Below are 23,631 nucleotides of genomic sequence, written 5' to 3'. Positions count from 1 at the left end.
GGCTAGAGACAATTTTCTGCGGTTCACTCCCCCACCCATTCGCCTTCACGTTTCGGCGATGTATCCCGTATCACAGCGGGCGAGACGCCTTCCCCGTGGTGGGGAGAACGTGGTATAACAGTGTTTGATATTACACGACGCAAGGCAATTGCAGGAATTGGTGGACTGACGACTACAGCGCTCGCTGGCTGTGCTGGCGACGAGTCCGAGAACGGTAAAGACGGCACGCCCGACGATGACAACGGAGACGACGACAGTGACGGAGCTGAAAACGGAGAGGACAATGGTGAGGAGGTTGAGGAGGCCGAAGAAGAGACCGATGAGGCTGAAGAAGAAGTCGAAGAAGAGGTCGAGGAAGAAGAGGAAGCAGACGACGGGATGAGTGCCGACGAGTTCGCAGCGACGTTGGACGTCGTCTATGGTGGAACCGTCGTCGACTACGACGAAGAAGAAGACTATGGCTTCCTAACTGTCGAAGCCGAACAGGGCGGAACGGCAGAACAGATGGCTGCCGAGGTCGGTGCGATCTCCGGTGGGTATGCTTCGTACGTCAAAGAAGGAGACCCGCCCTCGGAAGCACTCGAGGTCCAAATGCTGAGTGTCGACGGTTCTCAGGTGGCAGGGCACTTCACCGTTGAGACCGAGTGGGCCGAGCAGTACAATGCCGGCGAGATTTCCGACGAGCAGTTCTCCCAGAACATCCTCAACACGGTCGAAGCTGCAGAGTAGGCGACTGTTCTGTTAGAAGTTGGTTTTCAACCCTACTCCAGAACTTTCCGAAACGCTACCCGTCGCCCCTTTTATATAATCCGCGACGTGTTCGCCTCGAGGCGCTGGCGGTGATCGTCACCGGAAACCCGGTGTTGTTCTACGGAGGTCGGAATTGCAAGCGGATTTCATATAGGCGTCCTACCATCGCACACTCTCTCAATTTTGACGGTTCCGTATACTATCATTCAGACCACAGTAAATAGTGGTATTTTGACCTGTCCGAAATAAGAAGTTACAAATAAGTAACTACTGTTGTTAGTGATTTCCATCCATCTGAGAATACCACTTAGATGGTAATGACAAGCTATGACTCAATACAATCCAACCGCAGATAGAAGAAAAGTGTTGACCGCAATCGGTATCGGTGTTGCCGGTCTCGGATTCTCCGGAACGGCAGCTGCCTCCTCGCACGAGGAAACGTTTGTCGCTACGCTCACTGGCGACGGTGTGGAACCTCCAGTCGAGACGAATGCCTCGGGGGAAGTCACTCTAACCGTAGACACGGAATCTGGCGAATCCCACTACGGAATCTACGTTGATTGCCTCAATCGAGCAACACACTACAGTCTCTCAGTCGAAGGCTCGGTTATCTCAGAGCGCGATCTCGAAGGCTCAGTCACTGAGGGAGTCGTTCGAGATCAGGTGGTCGCAGAAGGTTCTCCAACCGGTGAAATGGTCGCTGAGGGAAGCGAAGAGGACCAATCGGCCGAAGATATTCTCGAGGGTCTCCGGGCAGGCATGATCACACTCACCGTCCACACAGAGCAGTGCCCAGACGGAGAGATCGCAGGCCAGTTCGAACCTGCGGACACCGCTGAGTCTGAGCCGGAAGAAGAGGAGGAAGAGGACGAGGAGGAAGAAGAAGAGGAGGAAGAGGACGAGGAGGAAGAAGAAGAGGAGGAAGAAGAAGAGGAGGAAGAAGAAGAGGAGGAAGAGGACGAGGAGGAAGAAGAAGAGGAGGAAGAAGAAGAAGAGGAAGAGGACGAGGAGGAAGAGGACGAGGAAGATATCACTACTGCGGGTGATGCAACGCTCACATTAGGCGATATCAACGTTGGTGAAAACGTTGAACCAGACGACGAGTACGTGACGCTTCAGAACGAAGGGGACGCGGCCATCGACTTTACCGGATGGTCCATGCAAGACCGTCGTGACGAGGGGATGGTCGACACCCCAGGCGGTGCCTCCGCGTATTCGTTCCCGAGTGGATTCACACTCGAAGCAGGCGGCAGCGTTCAAATATTCACCGGCGGTGACGAAAGCAACGACAGCGATGACATTCTCCACTGGGGAATTCAGAACCAGGTCTGGAGCCAGGAAGGAGACACAGTCATCGTCGAAGACGCCAACGGCGATGTTGCTCTCGAGGAATCCTATGAGGGCGATGGGAGGGGTTCGATTCTAGGTGACGTCTTCGGTCAGATCACTAGCCTGTTCGCCTAATTCCCTCCCCTCTTCAAGGGTGTCATAGAACGGTTCGCACACCCTCTTCGACTACCCGACAGGCGGTACGTACAGGCGGAGGCGGTACCGCTGCGGTGGAGACGAAAGCGCAGCACCCGCGAGCGACCAGCGGGAGCGGCCTTTTTAGCGTAGATTTTTGCGCCGAGCGGTTCCGAACGCAGTGAGGAATCCCGAGGTGGAAAAAGGTACGTGCGCGTCTGTATGTACCATCTGTCGGGTAGTCGAAAAAGGGCTATGCAAACCGTTCCATGACACCCTCAAAAACTGGCTACTGGCGAGATCAGTTCCTTCTCAAGTGATCGTCACCCCATTGTTTCTCGAACTACATTCGGAATTACAAGCAGCCTTTATAACCTATCAAACTGACCAGATCGGTATGATCGCTGATACACGGGTCTTTGACGACTCTTTTTTACCGCCAGATCCGTTGCATCGGGAGGCCGAAACCGAGCAGTTACTCCGGCGCTTTACGACGACGCACCCTCGAGCATCGGACGTTCTAATCTCCGGACCCAGTGGTGTGGGGAAGACGCTGCTCGCACGAAACGCAGTCAACCATCTCGAGACACAGACCGATATCACTCGCGTATTCGTTGATTCGCTTGGGAAAACGACCGGCGACGTACTCCGGTGTGTCCTCGAGGAGCTCCCGGAAGGCTCGAACGATGTCGCGCAGACAGTCCCAGCGACCGATGTCTGTCGACAACTTCGCGATGCGATCACTGGCGAGACCATCGTCGTCCTAGACGAAGGTGAGGACCTCCCACAGACGAACGCAATCAGTGAGCTGCTCGCAATCGAGAACGTGACTGTTGTTGCGATCGTCCACGACGCGACTGACTGGCTCTCGCGTCTCGACGTAACCGACGGCCACCGCCTTGATCAGGGCCACCTCAAGCTCGACCGCTACGGTGTCGATGAGCTGGCGGATATCCTCGAACGCCGAGCACAACAGGGGTTGCACGGCGATCCTGTAAGGCGAGAGCAACTCGAGGCGATCGCCGACGAGGTCGCCGGCGTCGCTCGCGAAGGAATCCAGTCACTCCGGGCTGCCGCCGAACTCGCACACGAGCGCGGGCACCATCGGATCCGTGATCGCGACGTTGCGGATTCCTACGAGCGGGCGAAGCGCCGGATTCGGCGGTTGAACTTGCAGTCGCTGCCGTATCATCATCAGGTGCTGTACGCGATCATCTACGAGGCTGGGGAAATCACGGGCAAGGAGTTACACGATCGCTACGAGGCAAGTGCCGATGTGGTGTACTCCGGCTCACCGGTGCAGCCACTTGGGAAGCGGGCGCGTCGCGGGAAGTTGCCGAAGCTCCAGGCTTACGATCTCATCAATTACGATGGGCCGACTCGAGACCGGCTCTACTGGGTGGTCGACGAAGAGATTGATCCGGTTGCGAGAGTCGGAACAGAGGTACTTAGTTCAAAGTAGTATTCGGAATTCCAAGGGGTATTTAATAATTCTCTCCTCGAAGCGGAGAGTGCTATGTCGGGAACGAGCGATTTGGTATTAGGATTCGTCGGCACCCTCATCGACGATTGCCGGAGGACGAACCTCGATAAGTTCCGCACGTTCCTCAACGAGATTCTCAAATTCACCACCACTGTCATACTCATCGATCAACCGCAAGGTGGCAAGCCCCTTTGGCGTGATCTCATAGAGTCCCGTCCCGTCAACCGGTCCAACCTTTGTGACAAGTCCGTAGTCAAAGAGATGGCCCATCCGCTTGTTGATGTAGTTACGGCTCCGGTCGACATTCTCAGCGATGTTGGCAGCCAAATTCCGACCTTCGAGCAACTGCTCGAGGATAAGACGGTCGGTCGGGAGCTGAAGTCGCATTGACCTGGATTTCACCATACGGACATATGTTATCAACGGTACGGGAGCATATAGAATCATCGCTGGGCAAGTGTAACTACCCCAGCAGCGGTATCATTAAGTCGGTGTAGTAAATACTGCCTAACGGAAGCCCCCCATCGGATGTGAAAAGTCCGGCGTGCTGATGACACGCCGGGGTGGCTTCCAGCCCCTACAAGGGTTTCAGAAGCCATGCGAAACGAAGACAGCAGGGCAAATAGGAATTGCCCCACGAACCGCGGAATAGTCGACCGCACTCACGGTCGAGATGCCACTACAGACATTGATCGCTTGCTGAAAGCGCTGCCGCCAAAAGACGCGGCAGCATGGACGGGAGATCGGATAGGAGCCCAGTCCCGTCCAATTGAGCGGTCGACGACCGACACGAATAACCTCGTCGATGATGGCATCGATGAGGTTCTGATTGCTCGATCCACGACAGAGGCCGATTCCGATGAGTAACTGCTCGAATTGCGGAAGCCGGCCCTACCTGTGTCAGCGCTGCCGGCTCAAGGAACTCGAGAATCGAATTGGTACCCCTACCGACCACGATATCGACCGCTGGGTCCTCGAGAACAATTGCTGGCATGCCAGTACGGAGTTCGACGGGCAGACTCACGAGTGCGCGTGCGGGACAGAGATCGAGACGCCACTCGAACGCAGCACCGAGGACCTTCGGTACGTCCCCGAGGAGTACGACGCGCCAGTCTGCGAAGATTGTGTCACCGAACTCGAGGGGCCACGCCGAGAGACGGTTCCCGCGGACGCGACCTTCAAACGCGCAAGCAAGCTGGTGACCGACGGCGGGATCGACGTTGACGCTGTCCGCGCCGAAGTACCGTTCTGGATTCAGTTCCAGGGCCGACGCGCATCGGCGATCCATATCCCCGCCGAGGACTGCACTCGTGACAACCCGGATTCGGCGTGCCAGCACGAACGATCGGCGATACCATGGACGTTCGACCCCGACAACATCCCTGACTCGGAACTTCACGCTCGACTCTGCAAGACCTGTGCAAAGCAGGTACTCGAGATTGAGGAGGATCGATCGAAGTACGGCCGATCGCCGGCCGATATCCTTGCCGAGAACGGGTTCAGCCAGGACAACGACGATCGCGAACTCCGAACAGACGGCGGCAACCTTGAGGAAGTCTACCGACGCGAGACGATCACCGAAGGGCCGGACGGCGGGCTCCAGATCGGTGACCGCGAGATAGTCGACGAGATCGACGACGTCTGCTCGGCACTCGAGGCACTCAAAGAAAAGACCGAAAACTCGGAAGTCGATGCAGCTCTCCAATCAGCAGTCAACCACACCTGGCGTGCGTCGATCCTCCAGCGCGTCGACGAGAACACCGATGTTCGGATGACGACCGCGTCGGGCCCGACCGATACCGTCGTCCACGGACCCGATCCGGCCGACTACAAACGCGAGCGGGGTGAGCGATGAGCGAGCGTTCGCCCACCAAGCTTGCCGAGCGCTGGGATAACCACGTCAGCGAGAGCTGGTTCGAGCGCTCGCGAACGCCCTACCGCGACCCGCGCGGGGCGTTCGACGATGCTGTCCCGGTTCACTACCCCAGCGCCGACGACGCGGAGGCGTTCTACGACCCGGAAGGCGACGTCGTCTTCATCGAGTACGCTGGCAAAGTCCGAACCTGTATCGCCCTCTCGGATCGCCCGGAGTGGGAACAAGCGCACGTCCGCAAGCAGGTGACTAGTGATGAGTAGTCTCGATGCTGGGGGTCCACCACAACCCGACAGCGAGGACGCGTGGAAAACCCTCGCCGAAAAACGTGACGTCCTCAAGATGTGCATCGAGGAGGATGTGCCGTTCGCCGAAGATGCCGAGGTCCTACTCGAGAAGTTAGACGAGGAGGGATACTGATGGTTGATATAGCAACTACAGATTCATCGCTCGTCGAGCAGGGCGTTTCGAACATCAGGATCGTCGAGTGCGTCGGCGACATCGAGGAGGCGCCTAGCCTTCTCGGGCGAGAGTTCGGCCAGACTCTCGTTCACGCGTCCGTCGACATCGTCGAGTTCGACGGCAGCCTGCGGATCCATCGCCTGACCGCACCAGACGCAGAGGGGTTCGCTTCGGGGTGTTTCACGTCCGCATCGCGTACACTCGAGCGGTGCGATCGAGTCAGGCTCGTCGTCGGAGACGTCGATTCCGTGGAGTCGGGCGAGCTCGCGGTCGCTCTCTTCGGCGAAGACCGAGATGTAGCGCGCAGCGACTTTCGATCCGCGGACCCAGCCGTGGTGCTCTTCGATATGGGCCTGATTGAGGTTCCTCGAGGCGAGGAACGCAGCACTCGACTTTCGGAAGTTCGTCAGCGTGACGGGCTTGGTAACGTCGACACGATCAGCTGCCTCGTCGAGAATCTTCGAGACCATCCGATCGGAGATTGCCTCAACCTGGTGGAGCTTCGACCACAGCGGCGCGTCGGGATCGGAGCGGTCGGGATGGGCGTCGAGCCAGCGGTGGACATGCGGGACCGACGGAATCAGCATGACCGTTCGTCGGCCCTGCTTGCCTTCGACCGTGACCTGGAGGCCGTGATCGTGGTCCTGGACGTCGCCGACGGCGAGGTTCTTGAACTCACCGCCGCGGAGGCCAGCATCGAACTGGAGTGCGATCATCGCCGCGTCGCGCGCGTTGTAACACTTATCGATCATTGGCTGGACGTCGTCCTCCCAACGGAGCATGTCGCGCGGGTCTGGGGTCGGGTCGTAGTTTCGAGACGTACTGGTCGGGACCCACTCGACAGCATCGGGACAGTCGTCGCCGTCGGTCACGCGCTTTGCGATGACGCGGAGAGCAGCGCGGTAGTCTCGGTTCGTCTCCTCGTTGTTGTAGGTGCGGTTGATCCAGGCGACGATCGTCTCGGCAGTATCGCGGTCCTCGATCGCGTCCGAGAGCGAGACGTCGAGCTCTTCGGCCATGATCACGCCGTGGCGAAGCAGCTTCTCGTGACGGTAATCGGAGTAGGTCTGTGCGAGAAGATCGAGCCGATCAGAGAAATCGATCAGCAACTCGCGATCGTCGGCGTCAATTTCATTGCTGTCCTCGGCGCGAGTTCGAAGCCGATCGATTCGGCGTCGCGTATCAGCGGCCATAGCGCGTTCGTCGCACGCAGTAGTGTTAAAAGTGTAGCTTTGAACCTCGGGTTCACAGCTCTCCACCGGCTTTTTCTATCGAACGAGTACGGGAGTCGGAGCTCCGCTCTGAAGAGATTTGGCTCAGAAGGAGTTCGCACCAACTACGATCCGCGCTCTCCGTCGATTCTTCTACCACGAGCAAATTCGCGAGCGACGAGTGCGCTCGCCGCCTATGGCGCTACCGAGCTTCTCGATAGTACGGTCCGAATCGCTGTTCGTCGTTCGCCGAGAGGTCGATCCCGTTCTCGGCGAGCAGCTCGATCATCCGTTTGGTCTCACAGTCGTACCACGTCGAAAGCACTCGAACGTTCTTCTGCGCGTAGTCGTAGTTCCGTTCGAGGACGCGTCTATCAGTCGGGTCCAGTTGACGAGCTTTCATTCCATCCCACCTCTGTCCCCCAATCATGCATGATTCGTAATAAGCTTGTTGTGCGTTATCACTGATCCGGGGCCCTTTGGACTCGACTGCCAGCCGCACTCGAGTTCGACGTCTGACTCGAGCGGTCGATCACCGGGTCGGCCGTGTTTTCGTCCCGTTCCTCGTCGGAGTCCGTAGTTTCAGCCGTAAGACCGTCGTCGGTGCTCACTGCAACATCGGTTCGAATCGGTGTACGGACACGCCGCCTCGGCTCGTTGGCGACCGCTCCCCCCGCGTTCGTTTCGGAGTATCATCCCTCGAGGGTGAATCGGATACGCTCTTTGCCCAGCGGGAACATTGACGCGCCATGACCGAGACAAACGGGGGACTGACCGAACAGTCCGCCCTCGGAATCGTCGCGCTGGTGACTGGAATCCTCGCGGCGTTGCTCGTCCTTCCCTACCTCCAGTACGTCCTGCTCGCGGTCGTACTCGCCTATGCACTCGCGCCGTTCCAGACGACCCTCGAGCGAGTCCTGAGCCCGACTGCGTCGGCGCTGACGTTAATCGTGGGCTCGCTGCTCGTACTCGTGATTCCGGTGTTGTACATCCTCGTCGTCGCGATCCGACAGGCGTCGGAGCTCGTGGGGACGATCCAACAGCAGGGGCTGGACACGGTGGCGATCCAGAACGAACTCGAGGGCTTCGGCTACCAGCTCGATCCCGAAGCCGCCATCGCGGCCTACGAGGCCAACCAGGGCCAGATCGACGACGGCCTGCACGGACTTCACGGCGCGGTCACCGGGACCCTCGAGTTCCTCGGCGGGCTGCCGTCGATCGCGTTCGGGCTAACGGTGACGATGTTCGTCCTCTTCGGGCTGCTCCGGGACGGTGACCGCCTGGTCGACTGGCTCCAGACCGTGGTTCCGATCAGCGACGGCGCCAGGGACGAACTGTTCGCCGAACTCGACCGGCTCATGTGGGCGTCGGTGGTCGGCAACGTGATCGTCTCCGTGATCCAGGCCGTGTTACTCGGGATCGGCCTCTGGGTGCTCGGCGTCCCGGGCGTCGTCCTGCTCACCGTCGCGACGTTCGTGCTGGCCTTGCTCCCGCTCGTCGGCGCGTTCGGAATCTGGGTTCCGGTCTCGATCTACCTCGTCGCCGCCGGGCGACCGCTGGCGGCCCTGGCACTGGTCGGCTACGGGACGTTCGTCAGCGTCTCCGACATGTACCTCCGCCCGGCTATCATCGGAAAGAGTGGGGCTCTCAGTGCCGCGGTGATCGTCCTCGGAATCTTCGGTGGGGTCGCGATGTTCGGCGCCGTCGGGCTGTTCGTAGGTCCCGTCATCCTCGGGGCGGCTAAGATCGCCTTCGATCTCTTCAGTCGGGAGTGGCACGGGTCGGCGGCGTAAGGTGCGAACGCTCGAGACGTGCTCGCCGGAATCGACCGACACCTCGAACCGCGAGCCTAGATCGGATCAGGGCGTCCGTCGTTCCATATACTCGTCGTGGCTGATCTTCTCGAGGGCGTCGGTCGGAAGACAGAGCAGGTCGCTGCGGCGCTTCGGGAGGACGCCGTCCATCACCGCGCCGCTCGCGTAGTCGACGTACCACTCGAGGTCGACCAGCGAGACGTCGCTCGTCTCGAGGACCCGTCCGACGGCTGCTTCCGCCTGCGGGAGTTCCCGCTCGATCGAGTCGGGCAGTCGATCCGGACGTACGCGGACCATGTCGCCGGGGCGAAGCGCCATTCACTAGCCGAATCGATCGGCTGGAGGTTAATAATTCCGGCTCGCCCAGCTCCTCTCCGTTCCCGGAGTGTTGCGGCCAGAAAACCGGACAGCCGGGGTTTCGACCCGGCCAGCGGGTTACAGGAACGCCGTCAGGAGCAACGCGACCGCGACACCCAGCGTGGGAGCGTCCCGCCGGGCGAACGCGAGCGCGGGCAGCGTGGGATTCCAGGAGAAACACCGCGCTCGCAGCGCGAGCGAAAGTCGATCGGCGCGGTCGAACGTCCGCGAGAGTCCGAGGAGGCCGATCGTCGTCGCGCGCTCGCGGGCGCTCCGTTCGGTGCCGAGCCGCGCGGCTGACGCGTCCCGAATCGTCCGCAGGTCCGACTGCACGACGGGCAGGAACCGGAAGACCAGCGCGACGCCGATCCCGAGGAGCTGTCCGGGCTTGCCCGGGACCGTCCGCTGGATCGCGGCTCGTGACTCCCGAACGGGGGTCGTCCGAACGTAGGCGGCGCTGACGAGCAGGATGAGCAGCACACGGTAGCTCGCGAGCGCGGTGGCGAGGCCGGCCTCGAGGTCGATCCACGGCGGGCCGAGGGTCGCGGCAGCGACGAGGGGACCCAGCGCGAGGATCACCAGCGCGAACCGGTAGGCGTACAGCGTCCGCACCACGGGGACCCGCGCGAGCGCCAGCACGACCGCGGTAACGACCGAGAGCCCGAGCAGCGCGCGCGGCGCGGTGTGAGCGAGCGCGGTCGCCGCGAAGCCGATCTGGACCGCGAGCTTGCTCCGGGGGTCCAGATCGTGGACGACCGTCTCGCCGGGCTCGTAGGTCAGCATCGCTCCTCGAGGTCCGCCCGCGCTCGGGGGACGCGAACCGGCAGTCCATCCAGCTCCTCAAGGGCCCGGTCGGGGCGGTCGTCGACGACGACACGTCCGTCGGCCATCGCGATCACGCGGTCGGCCAGCCCGAGCACGTCCCGCAGGTCGTGGGTCGCGAGCAGGATCCCGGTGCCGTCGGCAGCCAGCGCCTCGAGTCGACCGACCACCGAACGGCGCGCGGGCTCGTCGAGTCCGGTGAAGGGTTCGTCGAGCACCAGGTGGGTCGGCTCCATCGCGAGCGCGCCCGCGATAGCCACCCGGGACTGCTCGCCGCCCGAAAGTCGGTCGATCCGTTCGTCCTCGCGTCCCCGCAGGTTCACGGCCCCGAGGGCCTCGGCGACGCGCCGATCGATCTCCTCGCGCCCGAGGCCGAGGTTCGCGGGGCCGAAGGCGACGTCGTCGCCGACGGTCGCGGCGACGAACTGGTCGCGGGGGTGCTGGAACACCATCCCGACGCTCGTTCGGGCGCCGATGACGTCGTCTTCGACGGAAGTGCCGTCGACCAGCACCGTCCCCTCGTCGGGACTCAGGAGCCCGTTGCAGTGACGCAGCAGGGTCGTCTTCCCGCTGCCGTTCGCTCCCGCGAGGACGACGAACTCGCCGTCGGGGATCGAGAGGGAGACGTCCTCGAGCACGCCGACGTCGTCGAAGCCGAACGACACGGAGCGAAACTCGAGCATCAGACGGTGTCGATCCGACCGCTCTCGACGATCGCGACCGCGGCGGCGATCTTCAACACCTCACCCGGAATAAACGGCAGCGCTCCGACCGTAATTGCCTCCCAGAGCTCGAGTTCAAGCAGCCAGGCCATGTAACCCACGCCCATCCCGTAGATGAGGACGGTCGCGGTGACGAGCGCGACGACGACGAGCGGCGTCGAAACCTCGGCGGGATCCCGCAGATCGGTCCCGCGGTGGACGAGCAGGCCGATCAGGCCGGCGGCCAGGGGGTACGACCAGAGATAGCCGGCCGAATCCCCGACGAGGACGCCGAGCCCGCCGGCCATCCCCGCGAACACCGGGAGCCCGATCGCGCCGGCGGCGAGGTACAGCAGTATCGAGACGGTCCCCCAGAGCGGGCCGAGCAACAGCCCGGCGAGAAAGACGAACAGCACCTGCAGCGTGATCGGCGCCGGAGAGAACGGGATCGGTATCGCGATCGGTGCCACCGCGCCGAGGAGTGTCGCGAGCAGGGCTGCTCGAGCGAACGCGTGGACGACGTCGCCGTCGACGAGGTCGACGTCTCCCTGTTCGGTTGCCATACGTCACCACCGCCGTAAACCGTGATCAAAACTTCGGTTCACGAACCGCGCCAGCCGTAGCTGCTGGGACGGTCACATCGAAAGGAAGGTCGACAATCAGTGCTGGTGACCGGTCGCTTCGGCGAAGGTCTGGCCGAACCGCTCCTCGAACTGGTCCATGATGCGTTCCTCCTGGGCCTCGAGCTCCGGATCCGAGCCCTCGCCGTGGTGGACGATGTGGTGAGCCCGGCTGGCGAACGAGAGGAGGGTGATGTCGCCGACGGTCTCGGCGGCGTCCTGGTCGCCCTCGGCGAGGAGGTCGATGAGACCGGCGGGGAGCGTTACCTCGTCGGTCTCGTCGTCGTCGGTCGAAATCGTGATCGTGGTCGTGTCGACGTCGTCGGTCATACCCCGACGGAGGGGTGGGCCACCTAAAGACCCTGTGGCTCGGCCCTGATCGAGTAATGTGGTGTGATAGCTCTCCGCGAGGCTTTTGCTCCTCGGCGACGAACGGACTGGTATGCCCACTGTCGAACTCGAGGAGGAGACCGTCGAACGGCTGGACGGGCTGCGGATCGAGGACGAGTCCTACGACGAACTCGTCGTGGAGCTGATCAACATCTACGAGGCGAGCGAGTTCACGCTCTTTCACGCGGGTTGATACGGTCTGTTGTGACGAGTTCCCGGAGCAACCGCAGGCACGGGGCGTGGTCGCTCCGGAACTAACGTACAGGAGTCCGTACGAGCAGACGGGACGGATCGCCGGTAGTCTCAGTCGTCGGCGGCAGCCTGCCGGACCGACTCCCATCGCCCCTTCGACTCGAGCTGGGACTGGAGCTGCTCGGCGTACTCCTGGGTGAGCTGCTCGGCCGCCCGGAGCTGCTCTTCCTCCTTGTCGCCGCCGTCTCCGCCCAGTCCGAGCGCGCCGAGGATGGAGTCGACGACCCCGCCCGACGAGTTCGAGGCGCCGCCACCGCCGCCGCCCTGGCCGCCCATCGCCCCCATCTGTCGTTCGACGTTCTCGAGTTCGGGGATGATCTGGTCGACTTTCTCGGTGTTGGCGACGATCCGCGCCCGCTCGGGGTCGTCGGCGTCCTCGATCTCGAACTCCGTCGCGGTCATGATCAGGCTCCACTGCTGGCTCGAGAACCGCGAGTCCTGGACGCGCGCGGAGAACTCCTGATCGACGGTCATCCGTTCGCCGACGATCCGGTCCGTCCACGAGGTGTCGCTCATGGCCGTCGATTGCGCGGGTGTGCGTATCAGCGTTTCCCTCGCCGCAGCGTCGACGGTGGGCGATCCTGGGCTCAATCGAGTCGTTCCGAGCCCTCGGCGTGACGATTCGAGAGCTCGACGTATCGGTCCGCCGTCTCCTCGAGGCGCGGATCGTCGACCTCGGCTTTCGGTTCGGCGGGCGCGCCGGCGACGAGCGTCTCCGGCTCGACCTCGGTTCCCTCCGTGACGACGCTACCGGCCGCGACGACCGCACCCTTACCGATCCGAGCGCCGTCGAGGACGACGGCGTTCATTCCGACCAGCGCGCGCTCGCGGACGGTCGCGTCGTGGACGATCGCGCTGTGACCCACCGTGGCGTAGGGCTCGAGCTCGGCATCCTCGTGGAGGACCGCGTTGTCCTGGACGTTCGCGCCCTCGCCGACGACGATCCGGCCGTGATCGCCCCGGAGGGTCGTGTTCGGCCAGACGCTGGCGTCGGCCTCGACGACGACGTTGCCAATCACGACCGCGCTCTCGTCGACGTACGCCGAGTCGGCGACCTGGGGTTCCGTCCCTTCGAACGAGCGAAGCATGGCGGCTACCTCTCGCGAACGAGGCTTGAATCTACCGTCGATCGGAGTGTGTTTGACCGACTCGTCGTATAAATACCAATGTATGTTGGCGGTAGCTCTAATGCGGTATCCCCACTACGAAGAAGTAGGCAGTGGACGGACGTACCAGAATGCATCCGTAGCCCGCTGCCGTGCTCCGAAGGCCCCGTCTTCGAATCAGGAAGTCTACCCCGCTTCCGTTCCCCGAAGACCCCACCTTCGACGTGGAGGGTTCGACCCCGCTTCCGTTCACCCAAGACAGTCACCTTGATCAGGGGGGTCAGACCCCGCTTCCGTTTTGCGGCTTCCTTCCCTTTCCGCTCGACCCGAACGGCGAGATCCATCGCCGATCGGAGCCACCCGTAATTCGCCAATCAGTCGCTCGACCGGCTCGAGACGGTAGTGACCGACGAACCGATTACGACCGGGCCGTCGGTCGAGGGCACGACTGTCACCGTGTCGGGTTCGTTGGTCGAACAGTGCGTTTGGATCGGTCGTCGATGCAACCGCTCAGCGCGAGGAGTGCACCGACGGCACCGACACGGGTGATTCGTCTGGTCCGGGACTCGAAACGGCGGGATACGATCTACGCTCCCGGCAATCACGAAAGAAGTACTGCTCGATTTTAGAAGGCGCTGCCCTCGAAGTCGGTGTCTGCGTGGAGACTGTCCTTCAGCGCGTCGTGGACCTTACAGAGCTCGAAGGCGCGGTCGATTACCTTCTGGCCGGTGTCGTCGTCGACGTCGGCCTCGACGCGGATGTCGAAGTGGACCGACTCGAGCTTGTCGTCGTCGTTGAGTTCGCCCGTCGACTCGATCTCGATTCGACCGAGGTCGCCGGCGTCGCGCTGCTGGCCCCCGACGCGCAGCGCGGGGACGTAACAGGAGGCGTACGCCGCCAGCAGGCTCTCGAGGGTGTCCGGCGCCTCCTCGCCCTCGGCGTCGATCGTCGTCTTGAACTCGCCGATCTCGTTCGTCGCGCTGAACCCCTCTTCGGAGACGGTGGTGACTTGTTTCGACATCGCAGTCGGGACAACCACTGCCGTCGCCGTAAACGTTGTTCTCGGGGGCAACACCGTCCGGTTCGAGTTTCCGCCGAAAAATGGACTGTATCGGTCTGCCGGCTCAGCTCTCGAGTTCGAACGGCTCGTCGGCCTCGAGGACGTGGACTTCGGCGTCGCTGCCCGTCCCCGCGACCTCGCTCTCGAACTGCTCGGGGTCCTGCTCGATCGGCGGGAACGTGTCGTAGTGCTGGGGGAACGCGTGGTCGACGTCGAGCCAGTCGACGGCGACGGCGGCCTGCCAGGGCCCCATCGTGAAGTGATCGCCCATCGGCACCGCCGCGGCGTCGGGCTCGAGGTAGGGACCGACGACCTCGCGCATCTCGGTCATCAGCGAGGTGTCGCCCGCGTGGTAGAAGGTTGTTGACTCCTCGTCGGCGACCTGCGTCGGCTTCGTATCCGAGATCACGAAGCCGGCGGGCATCCCCGCGTCGACGTCGTACTCGGTCATGATCCCGTTGGTGTGGTCTGCCCGGACCATCGTGACGAACGCGTCGTCACACTCGACGGTCCCGCCGAGGTTCATCCCCATCCCGCCGACGGCGTCCTCGAAACCGAACTCCTCCTCGCAGTAGGAGACGAGCTCGGGGGTCGCGACCAGCGTCGCGTCGCTGAACTCGCCCGCGTCGGCAATATGGTCGGCGTGGCCGTGCGTGAGCAGGACGTAGTCCGGTTCGTCGACGTCCGACGGCTCGAGGCCCGTCTTCGGGTTGTCGAAGAACGGGTCGATCAACAGGTCGGTGTCGCCGACGGTGACGTGCCACGTCGAGTGACCGTGCCAGGTGAGTTCCATAGCAGGCCAACGGTTGGTCGGAGACTGTCTTAAAACTGGCCGCGGGAACTGCCGTGGGCCGCCTGCGACCGCAGGCGACGACCGGAACGACGAGCCGGTAACCCGCGGAGCGATGCCGTGGCGTTTTTTGTACGGGGCTCCTACGACGGTGTATGCTCTCACTCTCGCTCGAGGAGTTCATGGTCGAACTGAACGAGGGATCGATCAAGAACGTCGGTCCGACGAACAAGTCCGCGACGGTCAAGCTGTTCGGCGTCGAGGAGGCCGGTGCCCGCGAGTTCGGCGACAAGCGGGTCAAGCTCGTCTTCGAGGATGAGGACGGCAACGAGGTACAGGTGTCGCTGTTCCCCGAAGACGTCCGCAAGATCGTCAAAGACGTCGAGGCGCTCGAGGACGATTCCCCGGTCTTCGAGTGAACGACGGCCGATTCCGGCGGTCGTTTCGCGCGCGGATCGGTCGGTACTGCCCCGAACGCATTCCGACAACCGTTTTAGGGCGAAACTGCTTGGTTCGTGTAGATGGGTAACTGTATCATCTGCGGCACGTCTGTCGACGGCGAGATCTGCAAGAGTCACGAGGAGGACGCGGTCTTCGAGTTCCGCGGAACCACCCCCTCGCAGCTCACCCCTGGTCGCTACTACCGGGGAACCGTCGACGGCTACGCCGATTTCGGTGTCTTCATCGATATCGGCGACCACGTAACCGGTCTGTTGCACAGAAGCGAACTGGACAAGCGACTCGAGAGTCTCGACTGGGAGCCCGGCGACGAGGTGTTCGTCCAGGTGCTCGACGTCCGGGACAACGGCAACGTCGACCTCGGCTGGTCGATCCGCCAGCGCGAACGCGAGTTCCGCGGTCACCTGGTCGAGACAGCCGACGACGAGTTCCTGCCCGAGGAGGCCGACGACGATCCCGACGGCTCGAAGACCGACTCCGAACCCGAACCTGACCCCGAGCCTGATTCGGGCGCCGAACCGAGCGCGAGCGCCGACGATACCGGTCCGAGCGACGAGGCGAGTCCGTCGACGGGCGGTGCCGAGGCGGTCGCTGCCGAGAGCGGCTCCGTTGTGACCGAGTCTGCCACCGCCTCGGCGCCGACGACCGACGACGTCGCCGACGCCGAGCCGGAGGCCGAACCGGCGCTGAAGCGAACGACGATCGACGCCATCGAGAACCAGGTCGGCAGCGTCGTCCGCCTCGAGGGCGAGATCACCGGCGTCCGCCAGACCTCCGGTCCGACGGTCTTCGAGCTTCGCGACGAGACCGGCACCGTCGAGTGTGCGGCCTTCGAGGAGGCCGGCGTTCGGGCCTATCCCGACGTCGAGGTCGAGGACATCGTCGCCCTCGAGGGCGAGATCGAGCGCCACCACGGCGACCTGCAGGTCGAGACCGAGACCCTCGAGATCCTCGAGGACGAGGCCCGGGAGACGGTCGTCGACCGCCTCGAGAGCGCGATCGAGCGCGAGGCCCGTCCCGCCGACGTCGCCCCGCTTGCCGACCACGACGCGGTCGCGGCCGTCGAAGAGGAGATCGGCGACGCCGCGACGGCGATCCGGCGTGCGATCATGGAGGCCCGACCCGTCGTCGTTCGCCACGCCGCGACCGCCGACGGCTACGTCGCCGGCGCCGCCATCGAGCGCGCCGCGCTCCCGCTGATCCGCGAGAAACACACCCGCGAGGACGCCGAGTACCACTACTTCGAGCGCCGACCGCTCGAGGGTCGGGTGTACGACATGGACGCCGCGACCGACGACGTCACCTCGATGCTCGAGGCCCGCGACCGCCACGACGAGCAGCTGCCGCTGGTCGTACTCGTCGGCACCGGCTCGACCGTCGAGTCCGCCGACGGCTACGAGCTGCTCTCGCTGTACGGCGCCGAGGCGCTGGTAATCGACGACAGCCGCGCCGACGAGGAGATCGTCGACGCCGTCTCGGCGGCCGTCGCGCCCTCGGTCAGCGGCGCCGACGTCGCCGACCTGACCTCGACCGCCCTCGCCGCGAACGTCGCCGCCCACGTCAACGACGACGTTCGTGACGACCTCGAGCACCTGCCGGCGATCAGCTACTGGGAGAACGCCCCCGAGGCGTACCTCGAGCTGGCCACCGAGGCCGGCTACGACGAGACGGACATCTCCGAGCGACGCGAGGCCGTCGCGCTGGAAGCGTTCTACCAGAGCTACAAGGACAAGCGCGAACTCGTCGCGGACCTGCTGTTCGACGGGAACGCCGATCTCGCGGCCCACGTCTCCGAGCAGTTCCGCGACAAGCTCGAGACCGAACTGGGAACCGCGCGAGAGAACCGCTCGGTGCAGGAGGTCGACGGGCTGACCGTCACCGTGCTCGACACCGACGCGTTCACCCACCGGTACGACTTCCCGACGACGATCCTGCTGCTCGACGCGCTCCACCGCCGCGAGCGCGAGGAGTCGGCCGCCACGCTCGGCATCGGCGAGGACGAACTGCACGTCCGGACGACCGAAGCGATCGACGTTCGGGCCCTCGGCAACGCGATCGCCGAACGGGTTCCGAACGGCGGCGTCCACGTCGTCGGCGGGCGGGACGGCCACGTCGAGTTCCTGCCCGGCGAGCGCGACGCCGTCCACGAGGCCGCACTCGAGGCGCTCGGCGAGACGCTCGCGTAATCGCACCCTTCTCCGTCGTCCACGACCCGATCAGCGGTAGCGCCGGTCAGAAACGCATTTGGCAGTCGCTATCACACGTAGGGTATGGGCGCCGATCCGAAGACACGGCTCCGCGAGAACGCCACGGAGGTGACGGCGACGCTCGTGACCGGGATCTGGCTCGCCGCGATGTTCACCGGCCAGGGGTGGTGGCTCGCGGCGCTGCTCTTCGGGTATATCGTCGTTGTCCCGATGGTCGCGTTGCTGTTCGGCGACGAGGACGACGTTCGAGAGTGGTGGACCGAAGACGAAATCGACCCCGAGACGCTCGAGGAGGCGGAAGCGGAGGAGCCGTCGGCCCGCGACGCCCTCGAGCGACTCCGCGATCGGTACGCGGCGGGCGAGCTGACCGACGAGCAGTTCGAGCGCAAGCTCGATCGGCTCCTCGAGACCGAGAGCCTCGAGGACGCCGATCGCTGGCGACGCGAACGACAAAACGAACGCGAGTCGGTCCGGGATCGCGACCTCGAGTACGAGCGCTGAGCCGCGAACCGTCGACGACGATCGTCGTCCGTCGGCACGGCGACGCGGGTTCAGTCTCTGTCGCCCGTTGTTTCCGGCCCGTCGTCTCCCGTCTCGGATCCCGAGACGTCCTCGAGCAGGTTCGTGATCGTCAGCTCGAGCTCTCGACGCACCGTTTTCGCGCCCAGCCGATCGAGCACGAACGACCAGATCGAGTCGAACGTGTACCTGGCCGTCGCCGTGACGCGGGCCTCCTCGCCGTCCTCGACGGTGACTCTCGAGTACCGCTCCTCGAACATCCCGCCGTCGACGAAGCGGTAGGCGTACCCGTTCTCGAGCGCCGAAAATACCACCGTCATCTCGGTTCCGTCGATCGCGACCGTTGCCTCGGCCCCGTCGTCGGTCGGCTCGCAGGATCGAACCTCGTAGACGTCCGCGTAGTCGAGGATCGAACGCGGCGTCAGTCGCTCGCGGAGTTGCTCGGCCGGCGGTTCGACGGTGTACGAGAGCTCGATCTCGCGCATTCAGGGTACCGTTGCGGGCGAGCGGTCAAAGCCGTGCTGCTCTCGAGCCGAAGGGTAGCGAGTCCGACACGCTTATTCACGCTCCGGGACCAACTCCGTGTAGTGAGTACCGAGACGCCCGAACCGACCGAAACCGACGCGTTCGAGAAGGTCTGCGAGACGCTCGTCGAGCGAATTCTCGCGGGCGAGATCGACCGTGGCGAGGTCGAAAAGGCCAAGCTCGAGGCGTGTTCGGAACAGTCGGCGCCGAAGGTGCCGAAGAACTCCGAGCTGCTGGACTACGCGCCCCAGGAGCACCGCGAGGAACTCGAGTCTGTGCTTCGGCGCAAACCCGTCCGGACCGCCTCGGGCGTCTCGCCGGTCGCGATCATGACCTCGCCCGAGCGCTGTCCCCACGGGAAGTGTCTCTACTGTCCCGGCGGCCCCGACTCGGAGTTCTCCTCCTCCCAGAGCTACACGGGCGAGGAGCCCGCGGCAGCCCGTGGCGTCCAGAACGACTACGACCCGTACGGCCAGGTGACGCTGCGGCTCGAACAGCTCCGGGAGATCGGCCACCCCGTCGACAAGGTCGAGCTGATCCTGATGGGCGGGACGATGACCGCCCGCAGCCACGACTACCAGGAGTGGTTCGTCAAGCGCGCCCTCGAGGCGATGAACGACTACAACGTCGACAAGGAGCCAGAGCCCGCCGAGGGCGTCAGCTTCGCCGAGGATCCCGAGGAGTACGAGTGGAAGTACCTCGAGGACGTCATTGCCGAGAACGAGACCAACGACATCAGGAACATCGGGACGACGTTCGAGACCAAGCCCGACTGGTGTGACCCCGAGCAGATCGACCGCATGCTCGACCTCGGCGGGACGAAAGTCGAGGTCGGCGTGCAGACGACCTACGAGCGAATCAACCGGGAGATGCACCGCGGCCACGGCGCACAGGCGTCGATCGATGCCAACCGCCGGCTCCGCAACGCGGGCTTCAAGGTCGGGTTCCACATGATGCCCGGCCAGCCGGGGATGTCCAAGGAGATGTGTCTCGAGGACTTCCGTCGGCTGTTCGAGCAGGAGCAGTGGAAACCCGACTACCTCAAGATCTATCCGACGCTGATCGTTCGCGGGACCGCGACCTACGACTGGTGGCACGAGGGTGAGTTCGACCCCCTCACGAACGATGAGGCTGCCGACCTGGTCGCCGAAATCAAGGACATGATCCCCCGGTACACGCGCCTCCAGCGGGTCCAGCGGGACATTCCGGCGGACTACATCGACGCCGGCGTCTGGAAGTCGAATCTGCGACAGCTCGCCCGACAGCGCATGGACGAACACGGCTGGTCCTGTGACTGCATCCGCTGTCGCGAGGCCGGAATGAACGATGAAGTGCCCGAAAACGTCGAGCTCGACGTCATGAACTACGACGCCTGCGGCGGCACGGAGCAGTTCATCTCGTTCGAGGACTTCGAGAAGGACCTCCTCGTCGGCTTCTGTCGCCTCCGGTTTCCCAACGACGGCGGCACCGCGGACGGCCTTCCCTCGGCCATAACGGGCGACCGGATCCGGCCGGAGCTCGAGAACGCCGCCATCGTCCGCGAACTCCACGTCTACGGAAGCGAGGTTGCCATGGGCGACCAGGGTGAGACCGACCAGCACCAGCACAAGGGGTACGGTCGCCGGCTGATGAACCGGGCGGAGGAGCTCGCGGCCGATGCCGGCTACGACAAGTTGAGCGTCATCTCGGGGATCGGCGCTCGAGAGTACTACCGGAACAAGCTGGGGTACACGCAGGACGGTCCCTACGTCAGCAAGCGCCTGTAAGCCGCTGCGGCCTTCTTTCGTTCGCTCGAGTCGATCCCACTAGCACCCTCCTTCGAGCCCACGGTGCCGTCGCCGTTCCTCGAGTTCTCTCCTCGTTTCCGTGTCAGTATTCGTAAGAGAATCCCTCGATACTACCACAACGTTATTACTCACGACGTGTTATGCCACGTGGTAACAGATGTACGACTGCATTCTCGTCCCGACCGACGGTTCGCCGGAGGGCGAGCGCGCGCTCGAGTACGCCTTCGAGCTCGCCCGAACTCACGACGCGACGGTGAAGGCGATCTACGTCGCCAACGTCGCCAGCTACGGCGGGCTACCGATGGAGACCGCCTGGGAGGGCATCGGGGAGGCGCTGCGCTCGGAGGGTCAGGGCGCGCTCGCGCGGGTCGAGGAGCTCGCGCCGCCGGATGTTGCGGTCGAGACGGAGATCCTCGAGGGGTCGCCGAGTCAGGTGATCGTCCGGGAGGCGACGCCCGACAGCTGCGATCTCGTCGTTATGGGCACACACGGCCGCGGCGGGATCGACCGCCTGTTGCTGGGCAGTGTCGCCGAGCGGGTCGTCAGACAGTGCCCTGTCCCGGTGTTGACGGTCAGACTGGGCGAGGACGAACCGATTCCCGAATCCGAACGCCAGGCCGAGACGGCCGAAGGAGAGACGCCGGAGCCCTCGGACGTCTAGGTCGGCCGCAGGTGCTCGCAGTCACCGGCCGAGACCGTCTCCCGGCCGTCGTCGGTCTCGACGACGAGCGCCCCGCTGTCGGTGACGTCGACGGCTCCGCCGATCAGCTCGTCGGTCGGTCGCTCGACCCGGACGCGCTGGCCCAGCGTCAGCGCCAGCTCGCGCCAGGCCGGGACGACCGCCTCGAGGTCGGTCCGAAGGCGGTCGAACTCCTCGAGGAGTCGCTGGACGAAGACGCGTCGGTCGACGTCGCCCGCCTCCGCGCGGATCGACGTCGCCTCCTGCGGAAGGGCGTCGCCGTCGATGTTCGCGTTGACGCCGATCCCGACAACGAGCCACGCGATGCGGTCGGTCTCGCCCTCCATCTCCGTGAGAATTCCTGCGAGCTTGCGGTATCCGCCCTTATCGTCGACGGGAACGACGACGTCGTTGGGCCACTTGATCCGGGCGTCGACGCCGGCCTCTCGAGCCGCCCGTGCGGTCGCGACCGCCGCCGCGAGCGTGTATAGGGACGCGCGAGCCGGCACGACCTCCGGCCGGAGGACGATACTTAACCAGACGCCCCCCGACGGAGCGGTCCACTCGCGTTTCAGTCGACCCCGGCCCCCGGTCTGTTCGTCCGCGAGGACGCCGACGTCGATCGCGCCCTCGGTCGCCAGCTCACGGGCGCGGTCGTTGGTGCTCCCGATCGCGTCGTGGTAGTCGATCGAGAACGGCGCCTCGAGCCCGAACTCGACCGCGGGAGCGTTGTAGGCCGCGACGTCGGTTAGCTCGTACCCCGTCGATCCGCCCTCGATCTCGAAGCCGGCCTCGCGGAGCGCGTCGATCTGCTTCCAGACGGCCGCCCGGGAGATGTCGAGCTCCTCGGCGAGGTCGGGGCCCGACACGGGCCCGTCGCCGATCGCCTCGAGGATCGCTCGTCGCGTCTCGTTCATACCGGGGAAGGAACGGGACCGCACTTGAATCGGCTGGATCGGCTCTCGAGCGGTCCGCGGTTCGATCCTCTCTCGCCGTGACCGGTCGTTCGACCGTCGGATCCGGAGGTTTTTGTCGCTCGCTCTCGGAGCGCCAAATGAATGAGGTGAGTTAGCACAAAACAATGAAAATCGGCACGCGCTGTACGACCTGCGGGACGCAACCCGACGACGGCGAAATCACAACCTGCGAGACCTGTGGACGCGGGGTCCACGAGCCCTGCGAGGAGTACGAGACGACGTTCGAGTGTCAGTACTGCGGCGACGAGCCGTGGATCGGTGCGGTCGAGTTCTGAGCCGAGCGGCGACGGCGCGACGGCCGAGCCGTTCGGCGCCCGCGGAACCGTGTGTTAGCTTCGCAGCTCGCGGAGCTTCTCGCGGCCCGGTGCGATCAGCTCGTCGAGGTAGCTCGCGAGGGTGCCCTTCGCGTCGGCGGGGTGGAGCTCGCCGGACTCGAGGTCCGCGGCCAGGCTCTCGTACGCCTCGTAGGTCAGATCGCCGCCGTACTTCTCGGGACGGTCGACGACGATCTCCTCGAAGCGCGGGAAGACGTGGTACTCGAACAGCTCGAGAACGGGGTTCTCGAGGTCGCCCTCGGGGTCGCGCGTCGGCGGGCAAAAGGCCGAGTTGACCTTCTCCTCTACCTCCTCGGTGGAGTCCTCCATCGAGATCGTGATCCCCTCGCTCGAGGACATCTTCCCCTCGCCGCTGGTGAGGTCGGCGACGATCGGCGTGTGGAGACACGGCCGGGCGTCGTAGCCGAGTTCGGGAAGCTCCTCGCGGGCGAGCATGTGGACCTTGCGCTGATCCAGGCCGCCGACCGCGAGGTCGAGGTCGAGGTACTCGATGTCCAGCGCCTGCATCAGTGGGTAGACGAGGTGGCTCACTTTGGCGGTCTCGCCCGACTGGAGTTCGGCCATCGCGCGCTGGGCGCGGTTCATCGTCGTCGAGAGCTCGAGTTCGTGGAGGTCGAGGGTGTACTCCTCGTCGAGCTGGAACTCCGACCCGTAGACGAACTCGGTGTTTTCCTCGTCGAGGCCGTAGGCGGTAAACTGCGCCTGCATCTGCGCTGCGGTCTCGCGGATCTCCTCGAAGCTCCCCTTCCCGTTGAGGTAGGCGTGAACGTCCGCGAGCAGGACGACAACCTCCATGCCGGCGTCCTGGAGGTCGATCAGTTTGTTGGCCGTCAGCAGGTGTCCCAGGTGTAACACGCCGGAGGGCTCGTAGCCGACGTAGACGCGCTTGCCCTCGGGCTCGGTCGCGAGCTCGCGCACCTCCTCGTCGGTAACGACTTCCTCGGCGTTTCGCGTGATCAGCTCGTAGGCGTCCATCTCTACCTCATCG

At 64.0% G+C, this 23,631-nt stretch carries 29 protein-coding genes; 14 read left to right on the top strand and 15 right to left on the bottom strand.

Features of this window, described 5'->3' with window-relative positions; translation table 11 throughout:
* Positions 1-120: 120 nt before the first annotated feature.
* From C491_RS13000 to C491_RS12990, 3 genes are all read left to right on the top strand, one after another.
* Complete coding sequence (locus tag C491_RS13000; RefSeq protein ID WP_005556989.1) at positions 121-729, top strand: hypothetical protein; 609 nt, start codon at positions 121-123, stop codon at positions 727-729.
* A 348-nt stretch (positions 730-1,077) separates the two neighbouring features.
* Positions 1,078-2,214, top strand: a complete 1,137-nt coding sequence (locus tag C491_RS21525; RefSeq protein WP_083909310.1) for a lamin tail domain-containing protein — start codon at positions 1,078-1,080, stop codon at positions 2,212-2,214.
* A 397-nt stretch (positions 2,215-2,611) separates the two neighbouring features.
* The gene (locus C491_RS12990) at positions 2,612-3,676 is read left to right on the top strand and encodes a Cdc6/Cdc18 family protein (protein ID WP_049891867.1); all 1,065 of its coding nucleotides are present in this window, start codon (positions 2,612-2,614) and stop codon (positions 3,674-3,676) included.
* A gap of 78 nt (positions 3,677-3,754) precedes the next feature.
* Here the strand turns inward: C491_RS12990 and C491_RS12985 are convergent, their stop codons facing one another.
* Positions 3,755-4,084, bottom strand: coding sequence for a helix-turn-helix domain-containing protein (locus C491_RS12985; RefSeq protein WP_005556984.1), 330 nt, complete (start codon positions 4,082-4,084; stop codon positions 3,755-3,757).
* A gap of 472 nt (positions 4,085-4,556) precedes the next feature.
* Between C491_RS12985 and C491_RS12980 the strand changes: the two genes are divergently transcribed.
* The 3 genes from C491_RS12980 to C491_RS23270 are packed head-to-tail and all read left to right on the top strand — an operon-like array spanning position 4,557 to position 5,990.
* Positions 4,557-5,552: a hypothetical protein gene (locus C491_RS12980; protein ID WP_005556983.1), complete on the top strand. Its 996-nt coding sequence runs from the start codon at positions 4,557-4,559 to the stop codon at positions 5,550-5,552.
* On the top strand, positions 5,549-5,833 hold the full coding sequence (locus C491_RS12975) for a hypothetical protein (protein WP_005556980.1): 285 nt from the start codon (positions 5,549-5,551) through the stop codon (positions 5,831-5,833). Before C491_RS12980 ends, C491_RS12975 begins: the two co-directional genes overlap by 4 nt.
* Positions 5,826-5,990 carry a hypothetical protein gene (locus tag C491_RS23270; protein WP_169331737.1) on the top strand — a complete coding sequence of 55 codons (165 nt, stop codon included), beginning with the start codon at positions 5,826-5,828 and terminating at the stop codon, positions 5,988-5,990. The genes C491_RS12975 and C491_RS23270 overlap by 8 nt, the downstream gene beginning before the upstream one ends.
* Before the next feature lie 23 nt (positions 5,991-6,013).
* Here C491_RS23270 and C491_RS12970 read toward each other — a convergent pair whose 3' ends face one another.
* Positions 6,014-7,225: a site-specific integrase gene (locus tag C491_RS12970; RefSeq protein ID WP_005556978.1), complete on the bottom strand. Its 1,212-nt coding sequence runs from the start codon at positions 7,223-7,225 to the stop codon at positions 6,014-6,016.
* Between the two features lie 220 nt (positions 7,226-7,445).
* Complete coding sequence (locus tag C491_RS12965) at positions 7,446-7,646, bottom strand: hypothetical protein (RefSeq protein ID WP_005556976.1); 201 nt, start codon at positions 7,644-7,646, stop codon at positions 7,446-7,448.
* 346 nt (positions 7,647-7,992) lie between these two features.
* On the opposite strand from C491_RS12965, the gene C491_RS12960 reads away from it, so the two are divergent.
* Positions 7,993-9,036, top strand: coding sequence for an AI-2E family transporter (locus C491_RS12960; protein WP_005556974.1), 1,044 nt, complete (start codon positions 7,993-7,995; stop codon positions 9,034-9,036).
* A 66-nt stretch (positions 9,037-9,102) separates the two neighbouring features.
* On the opposite strand, the gene C491_RS12955 is transcribed toward C491_RS12960, so the two are convergent.
* The 5 genes from C491_RS12955 to C491_RS12935 form a co-directional block, all read right to left on the bottom strand.
* Positions 9,103-9,375 (bottom strand): hypothetical protein, encoded by a 273-nt coding sequence (locus tag C491_RS12955; RefSeq protein WP_005556972.1) that lies wholly within the window; start codon positions 9,373-9,375, stop codon positions 9,103-9,105.
* Between the two features lie 117 nt (positions 9,376-9,492).
* Positions 9,493-10,197, bottom strand: a complete 705-nt coding sequence (locus C491_RS12950; protein ID WP_005556971.1) for an energy-coupling factor transporter transmembrane component T family protein — start codon at positions 10,195-10,197, stop codon at positions 9,493-9,495.
* Complete coding sequence (locus tag C491_RS12945; protein WP_005556969.1) at positions 10,191-10,919, bottom strand: energy-coupling factor ABC transporter ATP-binding protein; 729 nt, start codon at positions 10,917-10,919, stop codon at positions 10,191-10,193. Before C491_RS12945 ends, C491_RS12950 begins: the two co-directional genes overlap by 7 nt.
* Complete coding sequence (locus C491_RS12940; RefSeq protein WP_005556967.1) at positions 10,919-11,500, bottom strand: biotin transporter BioY; 582 nt, start codon at positions 11,498-11,500, stop codon at positions 10,919-10,921. Before C491_RS12940 ends, C491_RS12945 begins: the two co-directional genes overlap by 1 nt.
* A gap of 96 nt (positions 11,501-11,596) precedes the next feature.
* Positions 11,597-11,887 (bottom strand): DUF7545 family protein, encoded by a 291-nt coding sequence (locus C491_RS12935; protein ID WP_005556965.1) that lies wholly within the window; start codon positions 11,885-11,887, stop codon positions 11,597-11,599.
* A 112-nt stretch (positions 11,888-11,999) separates the two neighbouring features.
* Here C491_RS12935 and C491_RS23265 point away from each other — a divergent pair, with 112 nt between their 5' ends.
* Complete coding sequence (locus C491_RS23265; protein ID WP_005556963.1) at positions 12,000-12,140, top strand: DUF7557 family protein; 141 nt, start codon at positions 12,000-12,002, stop codon at positions 12,138-12,140.
* Between the two features lie 110 nt (positions 12,141-12,250).
* Here the strand turns inward: C491_RS23265 and C491_RS12930 are convergent, their stop codons facing one another.
* The 4 genes from C491_RS12930 to C491_RS12915 form a co-directional block, all read right to left on the bottom strand.
* Positions 12,251-12,715, bottom strand: coding sequence for a DUF5799 family protein (locus C491_RS12930; protein WP_005556962.1), 465 nt, complete (start codon positions 12,713-12,715; stop codon positions 12,251-12,253).
* 71 nt (positions 12,716-12,786) lie between these two features.
* Complete coding sequence (locus tag C491_RS12925) at positions 12,787-13,287, bottom strand: gamma carbonic anhydrase family protein (RefSeq protein WP_005556959.1); 501 nt, start codon at positions 13,285-13,287, stop codon at positions 12,787-12,789.
* Positions 13,288-13,930: 643 nt separating this feature from the next.
* Entirely contained in the window at positions 13,931-14,326 is a 396-nt protein-coding gene (locus C491_RS12920; RefSeq protein WP_005556956.1) for an OsmC family protein, read from the bottom strand.
* 103 nt (positions 14,327-14,429) lie between these two features.
* Positions 14,430-15,158, bottom strand: a complete 729-nt coding sequence (locus C491_RS12915) for a metal-dependent hydrolase (RefSeq protein ID WP_005556954.1) — start codon at positions 15,156-15,158, stop codon at positions 14,430-14,432.
* Between the two features lie 152 nt (positions 15,159-15,310).
* Here C491_RS12915 and C491_RS12910 point away from each other — a divergent pair, with 152 nt between their 5' ends.
* The 3 genes from C491_RS12910 to C491_RS12900 all read left to right on the top strand — a co-directional run bounded on the left by C491_RS12910 (position 15,311) and on the right by C491_RS12900 (position 18,322).
* Positions 15,311-15,574 (top strand): hypothetical protein, encoded by a 264-nt coding sequence (locus tag C491_RS12910; RefSeq protein ID WP_005556952.1) that lies wholly within the window; start codon positions 15,311-15,313, stop codon positions 15,572-15,574.
* A 102-nt stretch (positions 15,575-15,676) separates the two neighbouring features.
* The gene (locus C491_RS12905; RefSeq protein WP_005556951.1) at positions 15,677-17,800 is read left to right on the top strand and encodes an OB-fold nucleic acid binding domain-containing protein; all 2,124 of its coding nucleotides are present in this window, start codon (positions 15,677-15,679) and stop codon (positions 17,798-17,800) included.
* 84 nt (positions 17,801-17,884) lie between these two features.
* Positions 17,885-18,322 carry an SHOCT domain-containing protein gene (locus tag C491_RS12900; protein WP_005556949.1) on the top strand — a complete coding sequence of 146 codons (438 nt, stop codon included), beginning with the start codon at positions 17,885-17,887 and terminating at the stop codon, positions 18,320-18,322.
* Between the two features lie 50 nt (positions 18,323-18,372).
* On the opposite strand, the gene C491_RS12895 is transcribed toward C491_RS12900, so the two are convergent.
* Positions 18,373-18,825 (bottom strand): hypothetical protein, encoded by a 453-nt coding sequence (locus C491_RS12895; protein WP_005556947.1) that lies wholly within the window; start codon positions 18,823-18,825, stop codon positions 18,373-18,375.
* 102 nt (positions 18,826-18,927) lie between these two features.
* Between C491_RS12895 and C491_RS12890 the strand changes: the two genes are divergently transcribed.
* Both C491_RS12890 and C491_RS12885 read left to right on the top strand, forming a co-directional pair.
* Positions 18,928-20,631 (top strand): tRNA uridine(34) 5-carboxymethylaminomethyl modification radical SAM/GNAT enzyme Elp3, encoded by a 1,704-nt coding sequence (locus tag C491_RS12890; protein ID WP_005556945.1) that lies wholly within the window; start codon positions 18,928-18,930, stop codon positions 20,629-20,631.
* Between the two features lie 178 nt (positions 20,632-20,809).
* Positions 20,810-21,313: a universal stress protein gene (locus C491_RS12885; RefSeq protein ID WP_005556943.1), complete on the top strand. Its 504-nt coding sequence runs from the start codon at positions 20,810-20,812 to the stop codon at positions 21,311-21,313.
* Here the strand turns inward: C491_RS12885 and C491_RS12880 are convergent.
* The gene (locus tag C491_RS12880; RefSeq protein ID WP_005556942.1) at positions 21,310-22,248 is read right to left on the bottom strand and encodes a biotin--[acetyl-CoA-carboxylase] ligase; all 939 of its coding nucleotides are present in this window, start codon (positions 22,246-22,248) and stop codon (positions 21,310-21,312) included. The genes C491_RS12885 and C491_RS12880 overlap by 4 nt on opposite strands.
* Before the next feature lie 164 nt (positions 22,249-22,412).
* Here C491_RS12880 and C491_RS23260 point away from each other — a divergent pair, with 164 nt between their 5' ends.
* Positions 22,413-22,583 carry a hypothetical protein gene (locus C491_RS23260; protein ID WP_005556940.1) on the top strand — a complete coding sequence of 57 codons (171 nt, stop codon included), beginning with the start codon at positions 22,413-22,415 and terminating at the stop codon, positions 22,581-22,583.
* Positions 22,584-22,637: 54 nt separating this feature from the next.
* Here C491_RS23260 and C491_RS12875 read toward each other — a convergent pair whose 3' ends face one another.
* On the bottom strand, positions 22,638-23,618 hold the full coding sequence (locus C491_RS12875) for a tyrosine--tRNA ligase (RefSeq protein WP_005556938.1): 981 nt from the start codon (positions 23,616-23,618) through the stop codon (positions 22,638-22,640).
* Positions 23,619-23,631: the final 13 nt, after the last annotated feature.

Origin of the sequence: Natronococcus amylolyticus DSM 10524, from assembly GCF_000337675.1 — an archaeon.
In the GTDB taxonomy this organism is placed as follows: domain Archaea; phylum Halobacteriota; class Halobacteria; order Halobacteriales; family Natrialbaceae; genus Natronococcus; species Natronococcus amylolyticus.
This window is presented reverse-complemented; position numbering and strand designations above follow the sequence as displayed.